This window comes from Klebsiella electrica, from assembly GCF_006711645.1.
Classification (GTDB): Bacteria; Pseudomonadota; Gammaproteobacteria; order Enterobacterales; family Enterobacteriaceae; genus Klebsiella; species Klebsiella electrica.
Genome location: NZ_CP041247.1, coordinates 2,455,402 through 2,470,274, shown reverse-complemented (window position 1 = coordinate 2,470,274; position 14,873 = coordinate 2,455,402). Strand labels below are relative to the sequence as shown.

General features: G+C 53.6%; 15 protein-coding genes and 1 pseudogene. 4 read left to right on the top strand and 12 right to left on the bottom strand.

The window, feature by feature from the left end; all coding sequences use genetic code 11:
* Nucleotides 1-177 precede the first annotated feature (177 nt).
* Together Electrica_RS11780 and Electrica_RS11775 are read right to left on the bottom strand one after the other, a co-directional pair.
* Nucleotides 178-1,278 (bottom strand): AAA family ATPase, encoded by a 1,101-nt coding sequence (locus tag Electrica_RS11780; protein WP_141964538.1) that lies wholly within the window; start codon nt 1,276-1,278, stop codon nt 178-180.
* Between the two features lie 99 nt (nt 1,279-1,377).
* Nucleotides 1,378-1,641 carry a hypothetical protein gene (locus tag Electrica_RS11775; protein WP_202395525.1) on the bottom strand — a complete coding sequence of 88 codons (264 nt, stop codon included), beginning with the start codon at nt 1,639-1,641 and terminating at the stop codon, nt 1,378-1,380.
* A 294-nt stretch (nt 1,642-1,935) separates the two neighbouring features.
* Here Electrica_RS11775 and bla point away from each other — a divergent pair, with 294 nt between their 5' ends.
* On the top strand, nt 1,936-2,811 hold the full coding sequence (gene bla / locus Electrica_RS11770; RefSeq protein ID WP_141964537.1) for a PLA/ORN/TER family class A beta-lactamase: 876 nt from the start codon (nt 1,936-1,938) through the stop codon (nt 2,809-2,811).
* An 89-nt stretch (nt 2,812-2,900) separates the two neighbouring features.
* Here bla and Electrica_RS11765 read toward each other — a convergent pair whose 3' ends face one another.
* The 5 genes from Electrica_RS11765 to Electrica_RS29125 form a co-directional block, all read right to left on the bottom strand.
* Complete coding sequence (locus tag Electrica_RS11765; RefSeq protein ID WP_004862401.1) at nt 2,901-3,131, bottom strand: hypothetical protein; 231 nt, start codon at nt 3,129-3,131, stop codon at nt 2,901-2,903.
* 494 nt (nt 3,132-3,625) lie between these two features.
* Nucleotides 3,626-3,751, bottom strand: a complete 126-nt coding sequence (locus Electrica_RS29130; protein ID WP_255410867.1) for a hypothetical protein — start codon at nt 3,749-3,751, stop codon at nt 3,626-3,628.
* Between the two features lie 246 nt (nt 3,752-3,997).
* Nucleotides 3,998-4,441, bottom strand: a complete 444-nt coding sequence (locus tag Electrica_RS11760) for a hypothetical protein (RefSeq protein ID WP_141964536.1) — start codon at nt 4,439-4,441, stop codon at nt 3,998-4,000.
* 229 nt (nt 4,442-4,670) lie between these two features.
* On the bottom strand, nt 4,671-6,716 hold the full coding sequence (gene dcp / locus Electrica_RS11755) for a peptidyl-dipeptidase Dcp (protein ID WP_142255884.1): 2,046 nt from the start codon (nt 6,714-6,716) through the stop codon (nt 4,671-4,673).
* A 90-nt stretch (nt 6,717-6,806) separates the two neighbouring features.
* Nucleotides 6,807-6,929 carry a hypothetical protein gene (locus tag Electrica_RS29125; RefSeq protein WP_266095179.1) on the bottom strand — a complete coding sequence of 41 codons (123 nt, stop codon included), beginning with the start codon at nt 6,927-6,929 and terminating at the stop codon, nt 6,807-6,809.
* A gap of 509 nt (nt 6,930-7,438) precedes the next feature.
* Here Electrica_RS29125 and ydfG point away from each other — a divergent pair.
* Both ydfG and Electrica_RS11745 read left to right on the top strand, forming a co-directional pair.
* Nucleotides 7,439-8,188: a bifunctional NADP-dependent 3-hydroxy acid dehydrogenase/3-hydroxypropionate dehydrogenase YdfG gene (gene ydfG / locus Electrica_RS11750; protein ID WP_131050234.1), complete on the top strand. Its 750-nt coding sequence runs from the start codon at nt 7,439-7,441 to the stop codon at nt 8,186-8,188.
* A gap of 92 nt (nt 8,189-8,280) precedes the next feature.
* Nucleotides 8,281-8,967, top strand: a complete 687-nt coding sequence (locus Electrica_RS11745; protein ID WP_032687529.1) for a GntR family transcriptional regulator — start codon at nt 8,281-8,283, stop codon at nt 8,965-8,967.
* 57 nt (nt 8,968-9,024) lie between these two features.
* Here Electrica_RS11745 and Electrica_RS11740 read toward each other — a convergent pair whose 3' ends face one another.
* The 5 genes and pseudogenes from Electrica_RS11740 to Electrica_RS11720 all read right to left on the bottom strand — a co-directional run.
* Nucleotides 9,025-9,456: a universal stress protein gene (locus Electrica_RS11740; protein ID WP_141964535.1), complete on the bottom strand. Its 432-nt coding sequence runs from the start codon at nt 9,454-9,456 to the stop codon at nt 9,025-9,027.
* Between the two features lie 337 nt (nt 9,457-9,793).
* Nucleotides 9,794-11,257 carry a mannitol dehydrogenase family protein gene (locus Electrica_RS11735; protein WP_100683820.1) on the bottom strand — a complete coding sequence of 488 codons (1,464 nt, stop codon included), beginning with the start codon at nt 11,255-11,257 and terminating at the stop codon, nt 9,794-9,796.
* A gap of 214 nt (nt 11,258-11,471) precedes the next feature.
* A complete protein-coding gene (locus Electrica_RS11730; protein WP_142255883.1) occupies nt 11,472-12,848 on the bottom strand; it encodes an MFS transporter in 1,377 nt (458 codons plus the stop codon).
* 49 nt (nt 12,849-12,897) lie between these two features.
* Nucleotides 12,898-13,911, bottom strand: coding sequence for a Zn-dependent oxidoreductase (locus tag Electrica_RS11725; RefSeq protein ID WP_141964534.1), 1,014 nt, complete (start codon nt 13,909-13,911; stop codon nt 12,898-12,900).
* A gap of 373 nt (nt 13,912-14,284) precedes the next feature.
* Nucleotides 14,285-14,371 (bottom strand): annotated as a pseudogene (locus Electrica_RS11720) (YnfA family protein); the annotation flags it as partial.
* Between the two features lie 152 nt (nt 14,372-14,523).
* Between Electrica_RS11720 and Electrica_RS11715 the strand changes: the two are divergent.
* Entirely contained in the window at nt 14,524-14,865 is a 342-nt protein-coding gene (locus Electrica_RS11715) for a DUF1283 family protein (protein WP_131049601.1), read from the top strand.
* The last annotated feature ends 8 nt before the right edge of the window (nt 14,866-14,873 follow it).

Here is a 14,873-nt window from a genome sequence, read left to right as displayed (position 1 = left end):
GGATGGCGAGTATCACGCCGGAAACAGCATGCCGCCAATATCAGGCAACTGGAATGATGACGAGTATAATAACCCAGGAATATCGTGAACCGTATCGGGACGAAAAATGCGCTGCCGACCGCTGGCTATAACAACGCCGCGTAAACCGCAATTTAGCGGCCAGACAGGCCGCTAATATTATCCGCCCACCGCGGCTTTAATTCGCGTCTCGCCGTCGCTGTTTTCCAGCTCGTATATCCGGCTGGCGGCCTGCGCGGAGATAAGCGCCGCCAGCTCGGCAGAGTGGCTGGTCAACCAGATCTGGCTATAGCGTGAGGCTTCGACAATCAGCCTGGCCAGCGCCGGGAACATCTGCCGGTGCAGGCTGTTTTCCGGTTCGTTGATCGCCAGAAATGCCGGCGGACGTGGACTCAACAACGCGACCGCCAGACATAAAAAACGCAGCGTGCCGTCCGACATTTCCGCCGCCAGCAGCGGGCGAAACACCCCGTTGCGCCGCATCTTAATCGAAAAACGCGAGTTTTCGTTTTCGCAAAAAAACGCGCACTCCGGAAAGGCGGCGGCCAGAATCTCGTGCAGAAGTTCTTCGGCGCCAATTTCGACAATCGTCTGAAAAGCGGCGGCGAGATTGTGCCCGTCGCTGTCGAGGACCGGTGAACGATAACCTACCGTCGGATGGCGGAGCGCCGAATGGCGGCCGATATTAAACTCGTGGTAGAAACGCCACTGGCGCATGGTTTCCCGGACGCGAGAGACTTCCGGGAAGCGGTGCGGCTCGCCCAGTTGACCAAAAATCGATTCATTTTCATAAATCGTGTCGGTGAAGGTATTTTTCTCGCCGTTGACATCGAGCAGGAACGCAGCCTGGTTTTTACGCTGCAAAACCCTGGCGGAAGGTCGCCGGGAGAATCCCGCCAGCCAGATGGACTCCTCTTTGACAATCGGATCGAGCATAAACTGGGTGGGATAAGGCAGCTTTTCCGGGAAGCCCACCTGAAGTTCATAATCGAACTCTCCGGTCAGACAGGAAATTTGCAACCGTCGCGGGTGGCGCGCCGTGGGCGCCGTTCGCCCCGACCACATCACATTTTCCAGGCCGCCCTCCTCGCTGATATAGCTGGAGAACTTGCCGTCAGCGGAGGCGGTTAACAGGTGAATGGCTTTGTAGATATTGGACTTGCCGCAGCCATTCGGCCCAAACACGATATTGAGCGCGCCCAGTTCCAGTTCGATATCCCTGACCGACCTGAAATTTTGTATGTGGATATGGTGAATCATGGTGCTCCCGATGAAAAACTCCGTGCTACGGCGGTGGCAAACAAGGGGATGATAACACGGTCAGGCCGGGCGAAGATCAATCGCCCGGCGCGGACGCACTCAGCGGAGAGACTTTTTCATGCCCCGGGTCAGGGCCACGCGTTTGAGCTTGTCAGCATCGTCATGGCTTTCGCTAAACACGCCGAAAAAATAGCGCTCATCATCGATCGTTTGTGAAACAATCCGATAGCTCAGCGGGTTGCCGGATTTCGCGCCATACTGCGCGGCGGTGACGGACAGTTCCGTCGCGGTACCGGCGACGCTGACCAGCAGGCCATCCGCCTTTCCCCCCACCAGCATGACCTTAATTAGCGGGTCCACCATGTTCCTCCCGGATGGCTCAATGGTTAATACGTGATTGCCAACGGCGTAGAGCATTTACTCAACCTTCAGTACATTCTTATAGTTCATCGCAGCCCGAATGAAAAAAACTCTTTCATATACTCAGCTAAGCATTGATTATTACGGGTAAAAACTGGCTGATGATGAAGGAAAAAAGAGAAATTGTGAATCTTCACAGCGCTTATTTACCGTTGTTTTTTTCTTTATTTTCCATGACGTCGGCAAAAACCAGCCAGCTTTGCTGGTCTACAACAACCTCCAGGGAAACACTCCGCTATGCGTCAATATCGATTCGCCCTTCTGCCATTGTTAGCCACCCTGGCGCTCCCCGGATGGGCGCATGAAGCCACGGTGGCGACAGTTAAACATGCCGAAAGCCAGCTTCAGGGTCGGGTCGGCTATGCCGAACTGGATTTGGCTTCCGGCCAGCTGCTGGCCGGCTATCGCCCGGACGAACGATTCCCGATGATGAGCACCTTTAAAGTGCTGCTCTGCGGCGCGGTCTTGTCGCGCGTCGATGCCGGTGAAGAACAGCTCGATCGCCGGATCCACTACCGGCAGCAGGATCTGGTGGAATATTCGCCGGTGACGGAGAAACACCTTACCGCTGGGCTGACCGTGGGCGAATTGTGCGCCGCCGCCATTACCCTGAGCGATAATACGGCGGCAAACCTGCTGCTGACCACCCTCGGCGGCCCGCAGGGACTCACCGCCTTCCTGCGCCACAGCGGCGACCAGACTTCACGACTCGACCGCTGGGAAACGGAACTCAATGAAGCGCGGCCGGGCGACGTACGCGATACCACCACTGCGCAAGCGATGGCCAGAACACTGCGAAATCTGTTGATCGGCCGCGTGCTTTCCCCCGCCTCGCAGCAGCAGTTACAGCGCTGGATGGTCGAGGATAAAGTGGCGGGGCCGCTGTTACGATCCGCGCTGCCAGCGGGCTGGTTTATTGCCGATAAGACCGGGGCCGGCAATCGCGGCTCACGCGGGATCATTGCCGCTCTCGGCCCGGACGGAAAAGCCGGGCGTATCGTGGTGATTTATTTGACCGGGACGCCGGCCTCCATGGATGAGCGCAATAAACAGATTGCGGCTATCGGCAAAACGCTGGTCGCGCACTGGGCCGCAGACGAGAAAACGCCATAGCCGGGCAACGCATCAGAAGCCCCCGGAGAATGCGCACTTCCTGAAATAAAAAAGCCTCGCCAACGCGAGGCCTGACGCGATGGCCGGGATTAGTTTTCCTCGTAGCCTTCGAGCGCATCCTGAATGGCATCGGCTAAGGAGGCGACTTCCTGAGCCACATTGCGTAAATCCATCTGGCTACGAATACCGGAATTTGCGGTTGATGAAGAGACGGCGGCTTTCGAAATTTCTAATGCCGCCTGAACAGCGAGCAAACGTTTATGCTTCTCGATAGCTGCGTCGCCGCTATCGCCATCAAACTGGAAGTATTTTTCTAACATAGCGGATCCTTTTCAGCCATTTTATTATCGGAGGATATTCTCGTCTAAGCGGAGGAAAATAAATAGCAAAAAAATATTAATGACAAAGAGTTAATATTCCTCTGTTTAACCACGCCGTGCAGCGCGCAGGGTGTCGCTGATTTTCCCGCACGCCTGCGAATTCATCATAACCAAATACTCTGGTCAACTGACGCCCACGTTGATGATTTAGTGGTATTGTGCATCGCGATACCTACCGGTTGTGACTTTTGAAATGTTGATAGTGTCATTTCACCCCCTTTTTCCTGAACGCCCATTAGCGTGGTAAAAAGGGGGATTTCTTGCCCACTTGCTGAGGATCTAAAAGATCGTCACTTTACATTCATCTTGATGGTGTAGATTGCCAGACATGACCTGCGATACCGGATGGCTTACCAGTGAGAACACATAAAATTATTCCGTTTCTGGCCTTTATACTGGCATTGATAGCCGGGGCATTTTTTAGCCGACCCTCTTCACGGATTGTGCAGAATAAATGCATGTGGTTCGATGGGGTCATGACGACGTGCATGACAAAACAGGGTATGGCGCATTACCACCAGCCCGGTACAGTTCACCATTGAACGGCGGCAAACCGCCATTTCCCTTTCCTGCACAGACCATTCCACACGCTAAGAGTGTCATATCCTCTTCATAATACTGCGGAATACTATCCTCGCGCTTTACACACCAGGCGCGGGAGTTGCCTTAAAGACACCCCATGTGACGATGATGTATTGACTTTATTAATTGGTCGGCCGCCCATGAACGGGCGGTCTTTTTTCGTTCTGAACTATGCTTTAGCAAGACGCTGACGAACGGAGAAAGGAAACGTAGCCGTCTTTTTATTACCAGAGCGAAAGGTTCCCCGCTCTCGGGTGATTATAATTAGCCACCCAGACACGAATATTGTTTTGCAGAATCACCGTAAACCCGGTTTCCAGTTGAGTATGAAAATACTGCAACACGCTATATTCCTCAATGATATAGTGAAGCGCTCTTATATTCCCCTTCATTGGAAAGCACTTTTCTTTTGCATCAACGCTTATATTATTAATCTGAAATTTGGTTATTGGCCGACTGTGATTACAGTCACCATATTCAGTATAAGAAACAACCAGATTTGCTCCCGGAGTTCCCTGGTATGCAAAACTAATCAGTACAGGGCGACCATCCTGTGTTTGAGTGGTATCCGCCATTATCCCGTTATGTTTATGCCAGACGTTATATCGAGATTCTGCTGTTGCTGTGAAGGCTAAAAAAACCAGGAGAATAAAAGAAAAACGTTTCAAAACAAATACCTGCACCTATCCATGTGTTTTATTTGCGTGCATTATACACCACTCTCCAGGCCTTCAGCCATCGCGCTGTTTTACGGACGGGAGGATGTCAAACGCCTCTTTGCTACTTCGACGCCAATTTAGCAGAATTTAAAGCGTTATTTTGGGGGGATTTTAGGGAAACAAAATGGATAAAAAAACCGGGCTCTGGGCCCGGTCCTCTTTTACTCGATAAAACGCTCTACTCGCTCAGTCCGCGATTTTCCAGCATCGGCTCAATTTTTGGATCGTGCCCGCGCCACTGGCGATAAAGTTCAGCTAAATCCGTGCTATTGCCGCGCGACAAAATCGCCTCGCGGAAGCGTTGGCCGTTTTCGCGGGTTAAGCCGCCCTGCTCAACAAACCACTGATAGCCATCATCGGCCAGCATCTGCGTCCACAAATAGGCATAATAGCCTGCGGCATAACCGCCGCCGAAAATATGCGAGAAGTAGCTGCTACGATAGCGCGGCGGCACCGCGGCCAGGTCCATTTGCTCCTGACACAACGCCATCGCTTCGAAGCTATCGACATCGCGCGGAATATCCGCCGACGAGAGGCTATGCCAGTGCATATCCAGCAGCGCCGCCGCCAGCAACTCGCTCATGTCATAACCCTTATTAAACTTCGCCGCGCGCAGCATACGCTCACGCAGCGTATCCGGCATCGCTTCCCCGGTCTGATAATGGCGCGCATAGTGGGCGAACACCTGCGGTTCGCTGGCCCAGTGCTCATAGATCTGCGACGGAAACTCAACAAAATCGCGCGGCGTATTGGTCCCCGACAGACTGGCGTAACGCTGACTGGCAAACAGCCCGTGCAGCGCATGACCAAATTCATGGAATAAGGTGATGACCTCATCCCAGGAGAGCAGCGCACTGTGGCCGGCCTTCGGTTTCTGGTAGTTGCAGACGTTGTAAATCACCGGATGCTGCGCCAGCAGCGTGGATTGCTCAACGAAGACGTCCATCCACGCCCCGCCGCTTTTCGAATCCCGCGAGAAGTAGTCGCCGTAAAACAGCGCCAGGCCTTCCCCGTTGGCGTCAAAGATTTCCCATACCCGGACATCCGGGTGATACAGCGGAATATCAAAGCGTTCGACAAAACGCAGACCAAACAGCTGCGACGCTGTCCAGAACACGCCGTCCTGTAAAACGCGGTCGAGGGCGAAATAGGGTTTTAACTGTGCTTCATCGATGGCGAACGTCGCCCGGCGCACCTGTTCGCCGTAGTACAACCAGTCCCAGGCCCGAGCCTTAAAACCGCCGCCCTCACTATCAATCACCCGTTGGATATCCGCCAGCTCCCGCTCCGCTCTGGCCCGGGCCGCCGGGGCTATCCGCCGCATGAACGCAAATGCCGCCTCGGGCGTTGCCGCCATCTGGTCGGCCATCGACCAGCTGGCGTAATCCGCGACGCCCAGCAATTCAGCTTTCCGGGCACGGATCTCTGCCAGGCGCAGTACCAGCTCGCGGGTATCATTCGCATCGCCCTTCTGATTACGTGTCCAGCCCGCGGCAAACAGATTCTCACGCGTCTGGCGATGGCGTAAAGCGAGCAACGCCGGTTGTTGAGTGGTGTTCAGCAAAGGCAACAGCCAGCGGCCGCTCAGCCCTTTCTCCCGCGCGGCGTCTGCGGCTTCGGCAATCTCCTCAGCGCTGAGTCCCGCTAACAGCTCTGCGTCATCGACCACCAGGCCGCCGGATTTAACCGCCGCCAGCAGCCGCTGTTGAAACTGGCTCTGCAAAGCCGCCGCCTGGGTATTCAAAACCCGCAGCTCCGTTTTTTGCGTAGCGGCCAGGGTCGCACCGGCAAGGGTAAAACGCTGCCAGGTGATCTCCAGCAGCCGACGGGACTCGCTATCTGACGGCCAGGCGTCACGCTGCTGCCATACCTGCTTCACGCGCTGGAACAGCGCCTCGTTAAGCCAGATATCATTTCCCAGATCCGCCAGCTCAGCAGAAAATTGCTCATCAAGCGCCTGGATCGTCGGATTAGTATGCGCCCCGGCCATGGCGAAAAACACCCGGGTGACGCGTGCCAGCAGTTGACCGCTCTGCTCGAGCGCGACCAGCGTGTTGGCAAAGTCCGCCGGCGCCGGGTTATCCACTATCGCGGCAATCTCTGCCCGTTGACGGCGAACCCCTTCATCAAAGGCCGGTCGGTAATGGGTATCGTCAATCAGCTCAAAATGGGGTGCCTGATAAGGCAACAGACTGACGCGCAAAAAGGGGTTATTGTCGGCCATCATCATCTCCTGGACTCGGTAATCCAGTAAGATTAGGCAACTCATTGATTGACCGCAATGATTTCCGCCTACAGGCGAGCGGGAACGCGGTCATAACAAAAAATAGCAAATGCAGGCGACCAGCACCGCCCCCGTAACGCCAAGAATATCGATAGCCGTGCTGATTAAGGTGGCGTGCGTTGAGATGCTCTCGTCTTCTTCCCATTCGTTCATCGGAACCCTCCTCAGGCAAAAAACGCCGACGCAGCAAGGATTTCAGTGTCAATCCTGCGCTTCTGTCGTGTGGCGGCAGAATAACAATCCCCATACAGTGTCGATGATCAATTCATGCCATGAATGCTTTCTGGCCTGTTTTTCGGCAAGGTTCGCCTGATTTTTAGACCGGAATCGTCTTTTCCCAGGGGGAAAAGCGGCCGAACGTCCACCTCGTAAGGCGGTGATTTTTCTTCCCGCTGAGAGGCATTTTTCCCGCGCTCGCCATCGCAATTACCTGTTTTGGAAACGTATTGCTTGCTCCACGGATGTAGACTCTCTTTTCTTTTGTCGCTACAGTGCTTGTCACCCGCTTATCGTCATTGCGTAATTTTTTCTCCGGCCTGGTGCCCTTTGGGGCGCTGCGACACGTCGAAGAACAATTTCAGCGAAAAATATGAAGCAAGACGGTATGGAAAGCCCCGACATGAAACGCCTGGGGCATGATGAGAACATTGACAGGAGCGATGATGATTATTCTGATTACCGGGGCAACAGCAGGTTTTGGCGAAAGCATGACTCGCCGTTTTATCGCGAATGGTCACAAGGTGATCGCCACCGGGCGTCGTGAAGAACGCCTGAAAACATTGCAGGATGAGCTGGGCGACAATCTCTACACGGCGCAGCTGGACGTACGTAATCGTGCTGCGATTGAAGAGATGATGGCCGGGCTGCCGGCCGAATGGCAGGCCATCGATGTGCTGGTCAATAACGCCGGTCTGGCGCTGGGCCTCGAGCCGGCGCATAAAGCCAGCGTCGAAGACTGGGAAGATATGATCGACACCAATAACAAAGGGCTGGTCTATATGACCCGTGCCGTACTGCCGGGTATGGTTGAGCGTAACCGCGGACATATTATTAATATCGGATCCACCGCCGGCAGCTGGCCCTATTCCGGCGGCAATGTCTATGGCGCGACCAAAGCATTTGTCCGCCAGTTCAGTCTGAACCTGCGTACCGATCTGCACGGTACCGCCATTCGTGTCACCGATGTGGAACCCGGCCTGGTCGGCGGTACTGAGTTCTCGAACGTGCGCTTTAAAGGTGATGATGCCAAAGCGGGCAAAGCCTACGAGAATACCCAGGCGTTAACCGCGGAAGATGTGACCGAAGCGGTATGGTGGGTCGCCAACCTGCCTGCGCACGTCAATATCAACACGCTGGAAATGATGCCGGTCAGCCAAAGCTTTGCCGGTCTGAACGTCCATCGCGCAGGCTAATCCTCGCAACCCGGCCGCTTTGCGGTCGGGTATGGGCGAACGGACAAATAACGCGTAAAATAGCGCATATCCCCCAATAAAAGTAACCATCAATGGCCGCAGAATTGCAACTTAATCCGACACAGCCTGTAAACCAGCAAATTTATCGTATCCTTCGTCATGACATCGTTCATTGTTTGATTCCGCCGGGTACCCCGCTGTCTGAGAAAGAAGTGTCTGTGCGCTTTAGCGTTTCCCGCCAACCGGTGCGAGAGGCCTTTATCAAACTGGCGGAGAATGGCCTTATTCAAATTCGCCCGCAGCGCGGCAGCTACGTTAATAAGATCTCACTTTCCCAGGTACGCAACGGATGTTTCGTTCGCCAGGCTATCGAATGCGCCGTGGTGCGCCGCGCCGCCGGGATGATCACCGCCGAACAAATCTATCAGCTTGAGCAAAACCTTAACCAGCAGCGTATTGCCGTTGAGCGTCAGCAATTAAATGATTTTTTCCAGCTGGATGATGAATTTCACCAAAAACTGTCGCTGATTGCCGACTGTCAACTGGCGTGGGATACCGTCGAGAATATTAAAGCGACCATTGACCGGGTCCGCTACATGAGCCTCGATCATATTACGCCACCGGAAATGCTGTTGCGCCAGCACCATCAAATTTTCCAGGCCCTGGAGAATCGCGATGCGGATGCGGTAGGCACCGCGATGAATATTCACCTGCATGAAATCAGTGAATCGGTATTATTAATTCGTCAGGAAAATCGCGACTGGTTTAGCGAAGAGTAAATGATTCTGGCGGCAGTCAAATCATCAGCAATCCTGCCGCCCTGATAGATCAATACGCTAGCGGACAACCAGCACCGGTATTTTTGCGTAGCGCAGGATAGACTCGGCGTTCGAACCAAGAAGATGGGTGGAAAGGCCCGGCGTGCGTGAGCCGACAACAATCACGTCGAACTCGTCGGCTTTCCCGATGGCCAGTATTTCATCGCGCACGTTGCCAAATACGACCCGGGTATGAATGCGCGCCGCGGGAATCGAGAACAGACGGGACAGCGTCTGCATTTTCTTTTCTGATTCCGCTTGCATAAAGGTTTCGAATTTCCGAATATCCGCAGCGAACCCGCGTAAAATCGAACGACTGCTGTTCGGCAATACGTTTAATAACGTAATTTCGCCCTCTTCAGCCGAAGCCAGAAACTCAGCATGACGTATCGCTTTATCACTCAAACCCATTTCAAAGACATCGACAGGCAAGAGAATTTTCTTGTACATATTCGGCTCCTTTTTCCGAGGCACTTAATTTCACTGCGCACATCATGACATATTTATTTTCAGTCCCACACTGATAATAAGCCTGAGATCTGGCATATTCGTTAAAATAAATATCAATTATATATAGTTAACTCTGGATAGCTAAAGATATGTATATTCAATGTCCTCGATCAATATTTATATAAATATCCTGAATGACTATTTTTAGCGCCTGAGAAAACGTTCAACCTCAAGGTTAACGTTCGCTGATTGCACAAAAAATTAAGACACCCGGATGGGTGTCTTAATTTTTAACAAACCGCCCTGGCGCCCGCCAGGTCGATTGGGCCCGCTGACGTTAGTGCGTCTGAGCCCAGGCAGCGACGGTCGCTTTCGCGCCCCGCTCTTTCAACGACAGCCATGCATTAGTGATAGCATCGACAAAACGACCGTTCTGCGGCAAATCGCGACCAAAGATAGCTTCGATGCCCAGCAACGCTTTTACCCGTTCCGGCCCCTCAACGCTGCTCTGGACTGCCTGCTGAATGACCGGCAGCAGCGGATCGCAGATCTCAATCGCCTGCCCCTGCTCATCCACGCCGCCGACATAGCACATCCAGCCCGCAATCCCCATCGCCAGCAGGCTGAAGTCGGTGTGCTGCGCGAGATGCCAGCGCACGGAATCCAGCATCCGTTGCGGCAGTTTCTGGCTGCCGTCCATCGCAATCTGCCAGGTGCGGTGCTTCAGCGCCGGGTTGCTGTAGCGGTCGATAAGAAGCCCGGCGTAATGTTCCAGATTAACGCCCTGGACCTTCAGCGTCGGCGCCTGTTCGCTCAGCATTAAGGTGCGCGCCGCGCGACGGTAATTCGGGTCCTGCATACAGTCATTGATATGCTGATAACCGGCGAGATATCCCAGATAGGCAAGGAAGGAGTGGCTGCCGTTGAGCATACGCAACTTCATCTCTTCAAACGGCACCACATCCGCGACCAGTTCAGCCCCCGCTTGTTCCCACGCCGGGCGACCCGCCACAAAGTTGTCCTCAATAACCCACTGACGGAACGGCTCACAGGCGACGCCCGCCGGATCGCGCACGCCGGTCAACTGCTCAATTTTATCCAGCGTGTCGGCCGTCACCGCCGGTACAATGCGGTCAACCATCGTCGACGGGAAAGTCACCTGTTGCGCAATCCAGTCGGCGAGATCGCGGTCAATTGCCCGCGCGAGGGCGCAAACAACATTACGCGTTACGTGGCCGTTCTCCGGCATATTATCGCAGGACATCACGCTGAATGCCGGTAAGCCTGCGGCTTTGCGCCGCGCAAGGGCTTCAACAATCACCCCCGGCGCAGATTTCGGCTGGTGCGGATTGACGATATCCGCAGCAATCAACGGGTGATCGAGCTGTATTTCACCGGTGGATGGCGAGTGGCAATAGCCTTTTTCGGTAATCGTCAGCGATACAATCGCCACCTGAGGCTCACACATCTTCGCCAGCACGCTTTCCAGGCCGTCGACCTCAGCATGCATCGCTTGTTTCACCACGCCGACCACGCGGGCAGTCCAGGCGTCCGCCGACATTTCGGCAACGGTATACAGCAGATCCTGTTGCTGCAGATCGGCAATCTGCTGCTCGCCGCCAATCAGGTTAACTTCGGTGTAGCCCCAATCGCTGCCCTGTTCTGCCGCCAGAATATCGGCATAGACCGCCTGATGCGCGCGATGGAATGCGCCAAACCCCAGATGGACAATCCGCGAAACCAGTTTGCCGCGATTGTAGGAAGGAAGCGTTGCCTTGGCTGTTAAAAGCGTGTTTTCCATGGTGACTCTCATTTTATGATTACCGATCAACCATTCTCGAGGAGAATGCCTCTGTGAGATAAACCATCTCATGCAATTGGTATAACATCCTTGATTTCTGTCAACTGCCATACAAGAAGAGCGCGTCATTCACCGTCTGTTTCATGACGCGTGAGTAAAGGAAATAAAAAGCCGGGTTCCGCACCCGGCCAGTATGCCTCGATCTGTCAACGGCTCAGGTTAACTGACCGCTTCTCACCGCGCGATGCTGAGGAGTGGCGTCCGCCGCATCGTCCAGCAAGCTCAGATCGCGGTCCCGCACTTCGGGCATGAGCAGAGCGGAGAGCAAACCAATGACCGAGTAACAAATCAGCATCGCCACAATCGGCCACCATGAGTCCGTCATGTTACAGAAAATACCGGCCAGCAGCGGACCAAAACCGACGGCGACTAATCCACCGGTTTCTTTTGAAATCGCCATTCGCGTAAAACGGTTACGCGAGCCGAAAATTTCCGCCATGGTGATATTTTCAAGCGCGAACAGGCCCAGCACGGCAATATTATGGATGACAATTAACGATGCCATAATGGCGCCAGCGCTGTAGCTCTTATCAACAATAATCGAGATCATCGGATAGGCCAGTAAAATAGCCGTGATATTCACGATAATATAAGGTACCCGGCGACCCATTTTATCCGACAACCACCCGAGGAAAGGGATGGTGATAAATCCGATCCCGGAACTAATCATTAAAGCATCGGTTGGAATAGCTTTATCAAATAATAAGGTCTGTACCAGATAACCGGCCAGGAACGTTTGCAATAAGCCTGAATTACCCGCCTGACCGAAGCGTAACCCGGTTGCCAGCCAGAAGGATTTACTTTTCAGCATCGCACCAAAGGTATTATCCTGCTCCACAGCGCTATTTTGCTGGGTACTCCCCTCGTTGACCTGTTCAAATACCGGGCTTTCTTTAAGATTCAGACGCAGCCAGATAGCGAATACCATCACTACTGCGCTGGCAAGGAACGGGATTCGCCATCCCCATGCCACCAGCTCTTGACGATCAAGAAGGAAAAACATGACCGCCCAGATAGCCGTTGCGCTCAGGGTACCGCAGTTGGTGCCCATGGCCACCAGCGACGAAATGATGCCGCGTTTCCCCTTTGGCGCATACTCAGCCAGCATGGTACCTGCTCCGGAGATTTCAGCCCCGGCGCCCAGCCCCTGGATAATACGTAACGTCACCAGCAACACTGGCGCAAAAATGCCAACCTGCGCATAGGTAGGTAGCACCCCAATCAGGGTGGTACAAATGCCCATCATAGTAATCGTGATAAAGAGAACTTTTTTCCGTCCGATCTTGTCCCCCATCCGGCCAAAAATAAAGGCACCGACTATTCGCGCGATATATCCCGCGCCATATGTCCCCATCGCCAGAATGAGCGCCATGGCGGCTGATTGCTCAGGAAAAAATATTTCATGAAAAACCAGCGCGGCCCCTAAAGAATAAAGTTGAAAATCCATGAATTCCAGTGCGGTCCCTAACCACCCAGACACAGCCGCACGGATGAGATCGGTCGTTGTTCTCTCATTATTTACTGTAGTCATCATTATTTTCTCTAATTGTTAGAAATCGAGACTGCATTTATTATTAGAGTCAAAAGGTCAATAAAACCTTACAACAGCTCTTTCTGTCTTTTTCAAAAACGTCGATAGCATCAATAATATTTTGATATTCAAAAACATGAGTAATGAGCGCTTCCGGATCAATTAATCCTTGCTCTAACCACGCCAGGACAACGGGGAATTTATGCGCATTCAGCCGCGATGAGAATATAGACAGCTCTTTACCGGTAATCTCCTGTTGGGCAACCTGAGAAGGTTCGGTTGAGAATCCCATCAGGACAATTCTGGCCGCCGGAGAAGCCAGCGTGACGGCTTGTTGAAAAATTGAGGGGTGGCACGCCGCATCAATAATCAACGTCGGTTTGATGCCTTTATCCTGCAGGCTGTCAGCCAATGACACTTCAGCGTTGTTGATAGTCCAGTCGGCACCATTTCGTTTCGCCATTTGCAGGCGTTCCTCGATCTGGTCAGCCACAATCACTTGCTTAACCCGATAGACCCGCTTCAACACCTGAATCGTGGTTAAGCCCATCGGCCCGGCACCAAATACCAGCGCGATGTCCTGAGTCGTCGGTTTAACCTGCCCGGTCACGTTGGCGGCGATGGTGAAAGGCTCAACCATGACCGCGTGCCGGTCAGGTACCGCGTCCGGCACTATCCAGCAATTTTGAGCGGGCACAACCGCATACTCGCTAAAACCGCCATCCCGGTGGACACCAAGCACCACCAGAGAAGTACATACATTGGGTTTGCCCACTGAGCAAGGGTAGCAATGACCACAGCTAATCACCGGATCAACGCTCACCCGCTGGCCGACCTTCCTGTCCGTCACCCCCTCGCCAACGGCGTCAATGATGCCGTAGAATTCATGGCCTATAACGCGCGGGTATTTAGCAAAAGGATTATGCCCGCGGTAGATATGGCTGTCCGAACCGCAAATCCCCGCCAGCTGAACTTTTACCCGCACTTCTCCTGCCGCAGGTTCCGGCCGCGCGCGTTCTTCGACTACCAGGTCATCAGGCTGACGAATCACAATACTTTTCACATTTCTCTCCTTACCCGTTCCACAAGTCCTCACGTCCAGTCTGGCCACAGGCAAACAGACTGGTTCATACGGGATTTCGCGGCCCGCTTGTCATCAAAGCCCCGGTTTTCTCCCGGAGGCGTATAGCCGTTGTCCACAGGTCTCTTTGTGCAGCAAACCGCCAACAACCGATCAAAATTAAAGCATCAGACCTACTACCATACAAGTATGAAATTAAAAAAAGACGCGTTCAGTCACACTCTTACGTCGACATGAGTAAGAGGCACCGAACGCTGGGAGGCCGGCATAAAGCGTAGACGGTCAAAGGAACGCAGCCCGCAATGACCCGGCGGGATTAACAGGACGCCGACGCATCATCGCCAACCGTCTCCCCGCCGCGTTTTAACCAGAGCCAGGATAAATAGCATCCGGGCATTTCACCGAGCGCGGTGGCGAAGAAAAGTCGCGTTGTTTTAAACATTAAAGACACGTAAAGAGAGCGGGTTGTCGGCCCATTTCAGGCAATAATCCTGCTCTCCCGTACTCTTTTGTCGGGTATGCCGACGAAAAGAGATGTAGTAAACTGTCTGTAGATTCCAGGGGTTTCCCCCTTATCACTCAAAGGAAATCGTGATGAAAACGACACAGAACACACGTTGGTGCCTGACAGCAATACTGGCGCTGAGCGCCGTACTCTTTAGCGCATCGTCTTTCGCGCAAACCAGCAAGCTGGTGATTGAATCCGGCGATAGCGCGCAAAGCCGCCAGCAGGCCGCCATGGAAAAAGAGCAGTGGAACGACACCCGCTCTTTGCGTCATAAGGTCAACACCCGCGTCGAAAAAGAGTGGGACAAGGCTGACGTCGCTTTTGATGCGCAGGACAACTGCCAGAAAAGTGCGAACGTCAACGCGTACTGGGAACCGAACACCCTGCGCTGCCTCGACCGCCGAACCGGCCGCGCCATTACGCCTTAATTCGTCGG

Coding starts and splice junctions, on each gene's coding strand:
- Electrica_RS11715 (WP_131049601.1), top strand. CDS start 14,524: ATGAAAACGACACAGAACACACGTTGGTGCCTGACAGCAATACTGGCG.
- dcp (WP_142255884.1), bottom strand. CDS start 6,716: ATGGCCGACAATAACCCCTTTTTGCGCGTCAGTCTGTTGCCTTATCAG.
- Electrica_RS11730 (WP_142255883.1), bottom strand. CDS start 12,848: ATGACTACAGTAAATAATGAGAGAACAACGACCGATCTCATCCGTGCG.
- Electrica_RS11765 (WP_004862401.1), bottom strand. CDS start 3,131: ATGTTAGAAAAATACTTCCAGTTTGATGGCGATAGCGGCGACGCAGCT.
- Electrica_RS11745 (WP_032687529.1), top strand. CDS start 8,281: ATGGCCGCAGAATTGCAACTTAATCCGACACAGCCTGTAAACCAGCAA.
- ydfG (WP_131050234.1), top strand. CDS start 7,439: ATGATTATTCTGATTACCGGGGCAACAGCAGGTTTTGGCGAAAGCATG.
- bla (WP_141964537.1), top strand. CDS start 1,936: ATGCGTCAATATCGATTCGCCCTTCTGCCATTGTTAGCCACCCTGGCG.
- Electrica_RS11780 (WP_141964538.1), bottom strand. CDS start 1,278: ATGATTCACCATATCCACATACAAAATTTCAGGTCGGTCAGGGATATC.
- Electrica_RS11775 (WP_202395525.1), bottom strand. CDS start 1,641: ATGGTGGACCCGCTAATTAAGGTCATGCTGGTGGGGGGAAAGGCGGAT.
- Electrica_RS11735 (WP_100683820.1), bottom strand. CDS start 11,257: ATGGAAAACACGCTTTTAACAGCCAAGGCAACGCTTCCTTCCTACAAT.
- Electrica_RS11740 (WP_141964535.1), bottom strand. CDS start 9,456: ATGTACAAGAAAATTCTCTTGCCTGTCGATGTCTTTGAAATGGGTTTG.
- Electrica_RS29130 (WP_255410867.1), bottom strand. CDS start 3,751: ATGGCGGTTTGCCGCCGTTCAATGGTGAACTGTACCGGGCTGGTGGTA.
- Electrica_RS29125 (WP_266095179.1), bottom strand. CDS start 6,929: ATGAACGAATGGGAAGAAGACGAGAGCATCTCAACGCACGCCACCTTA.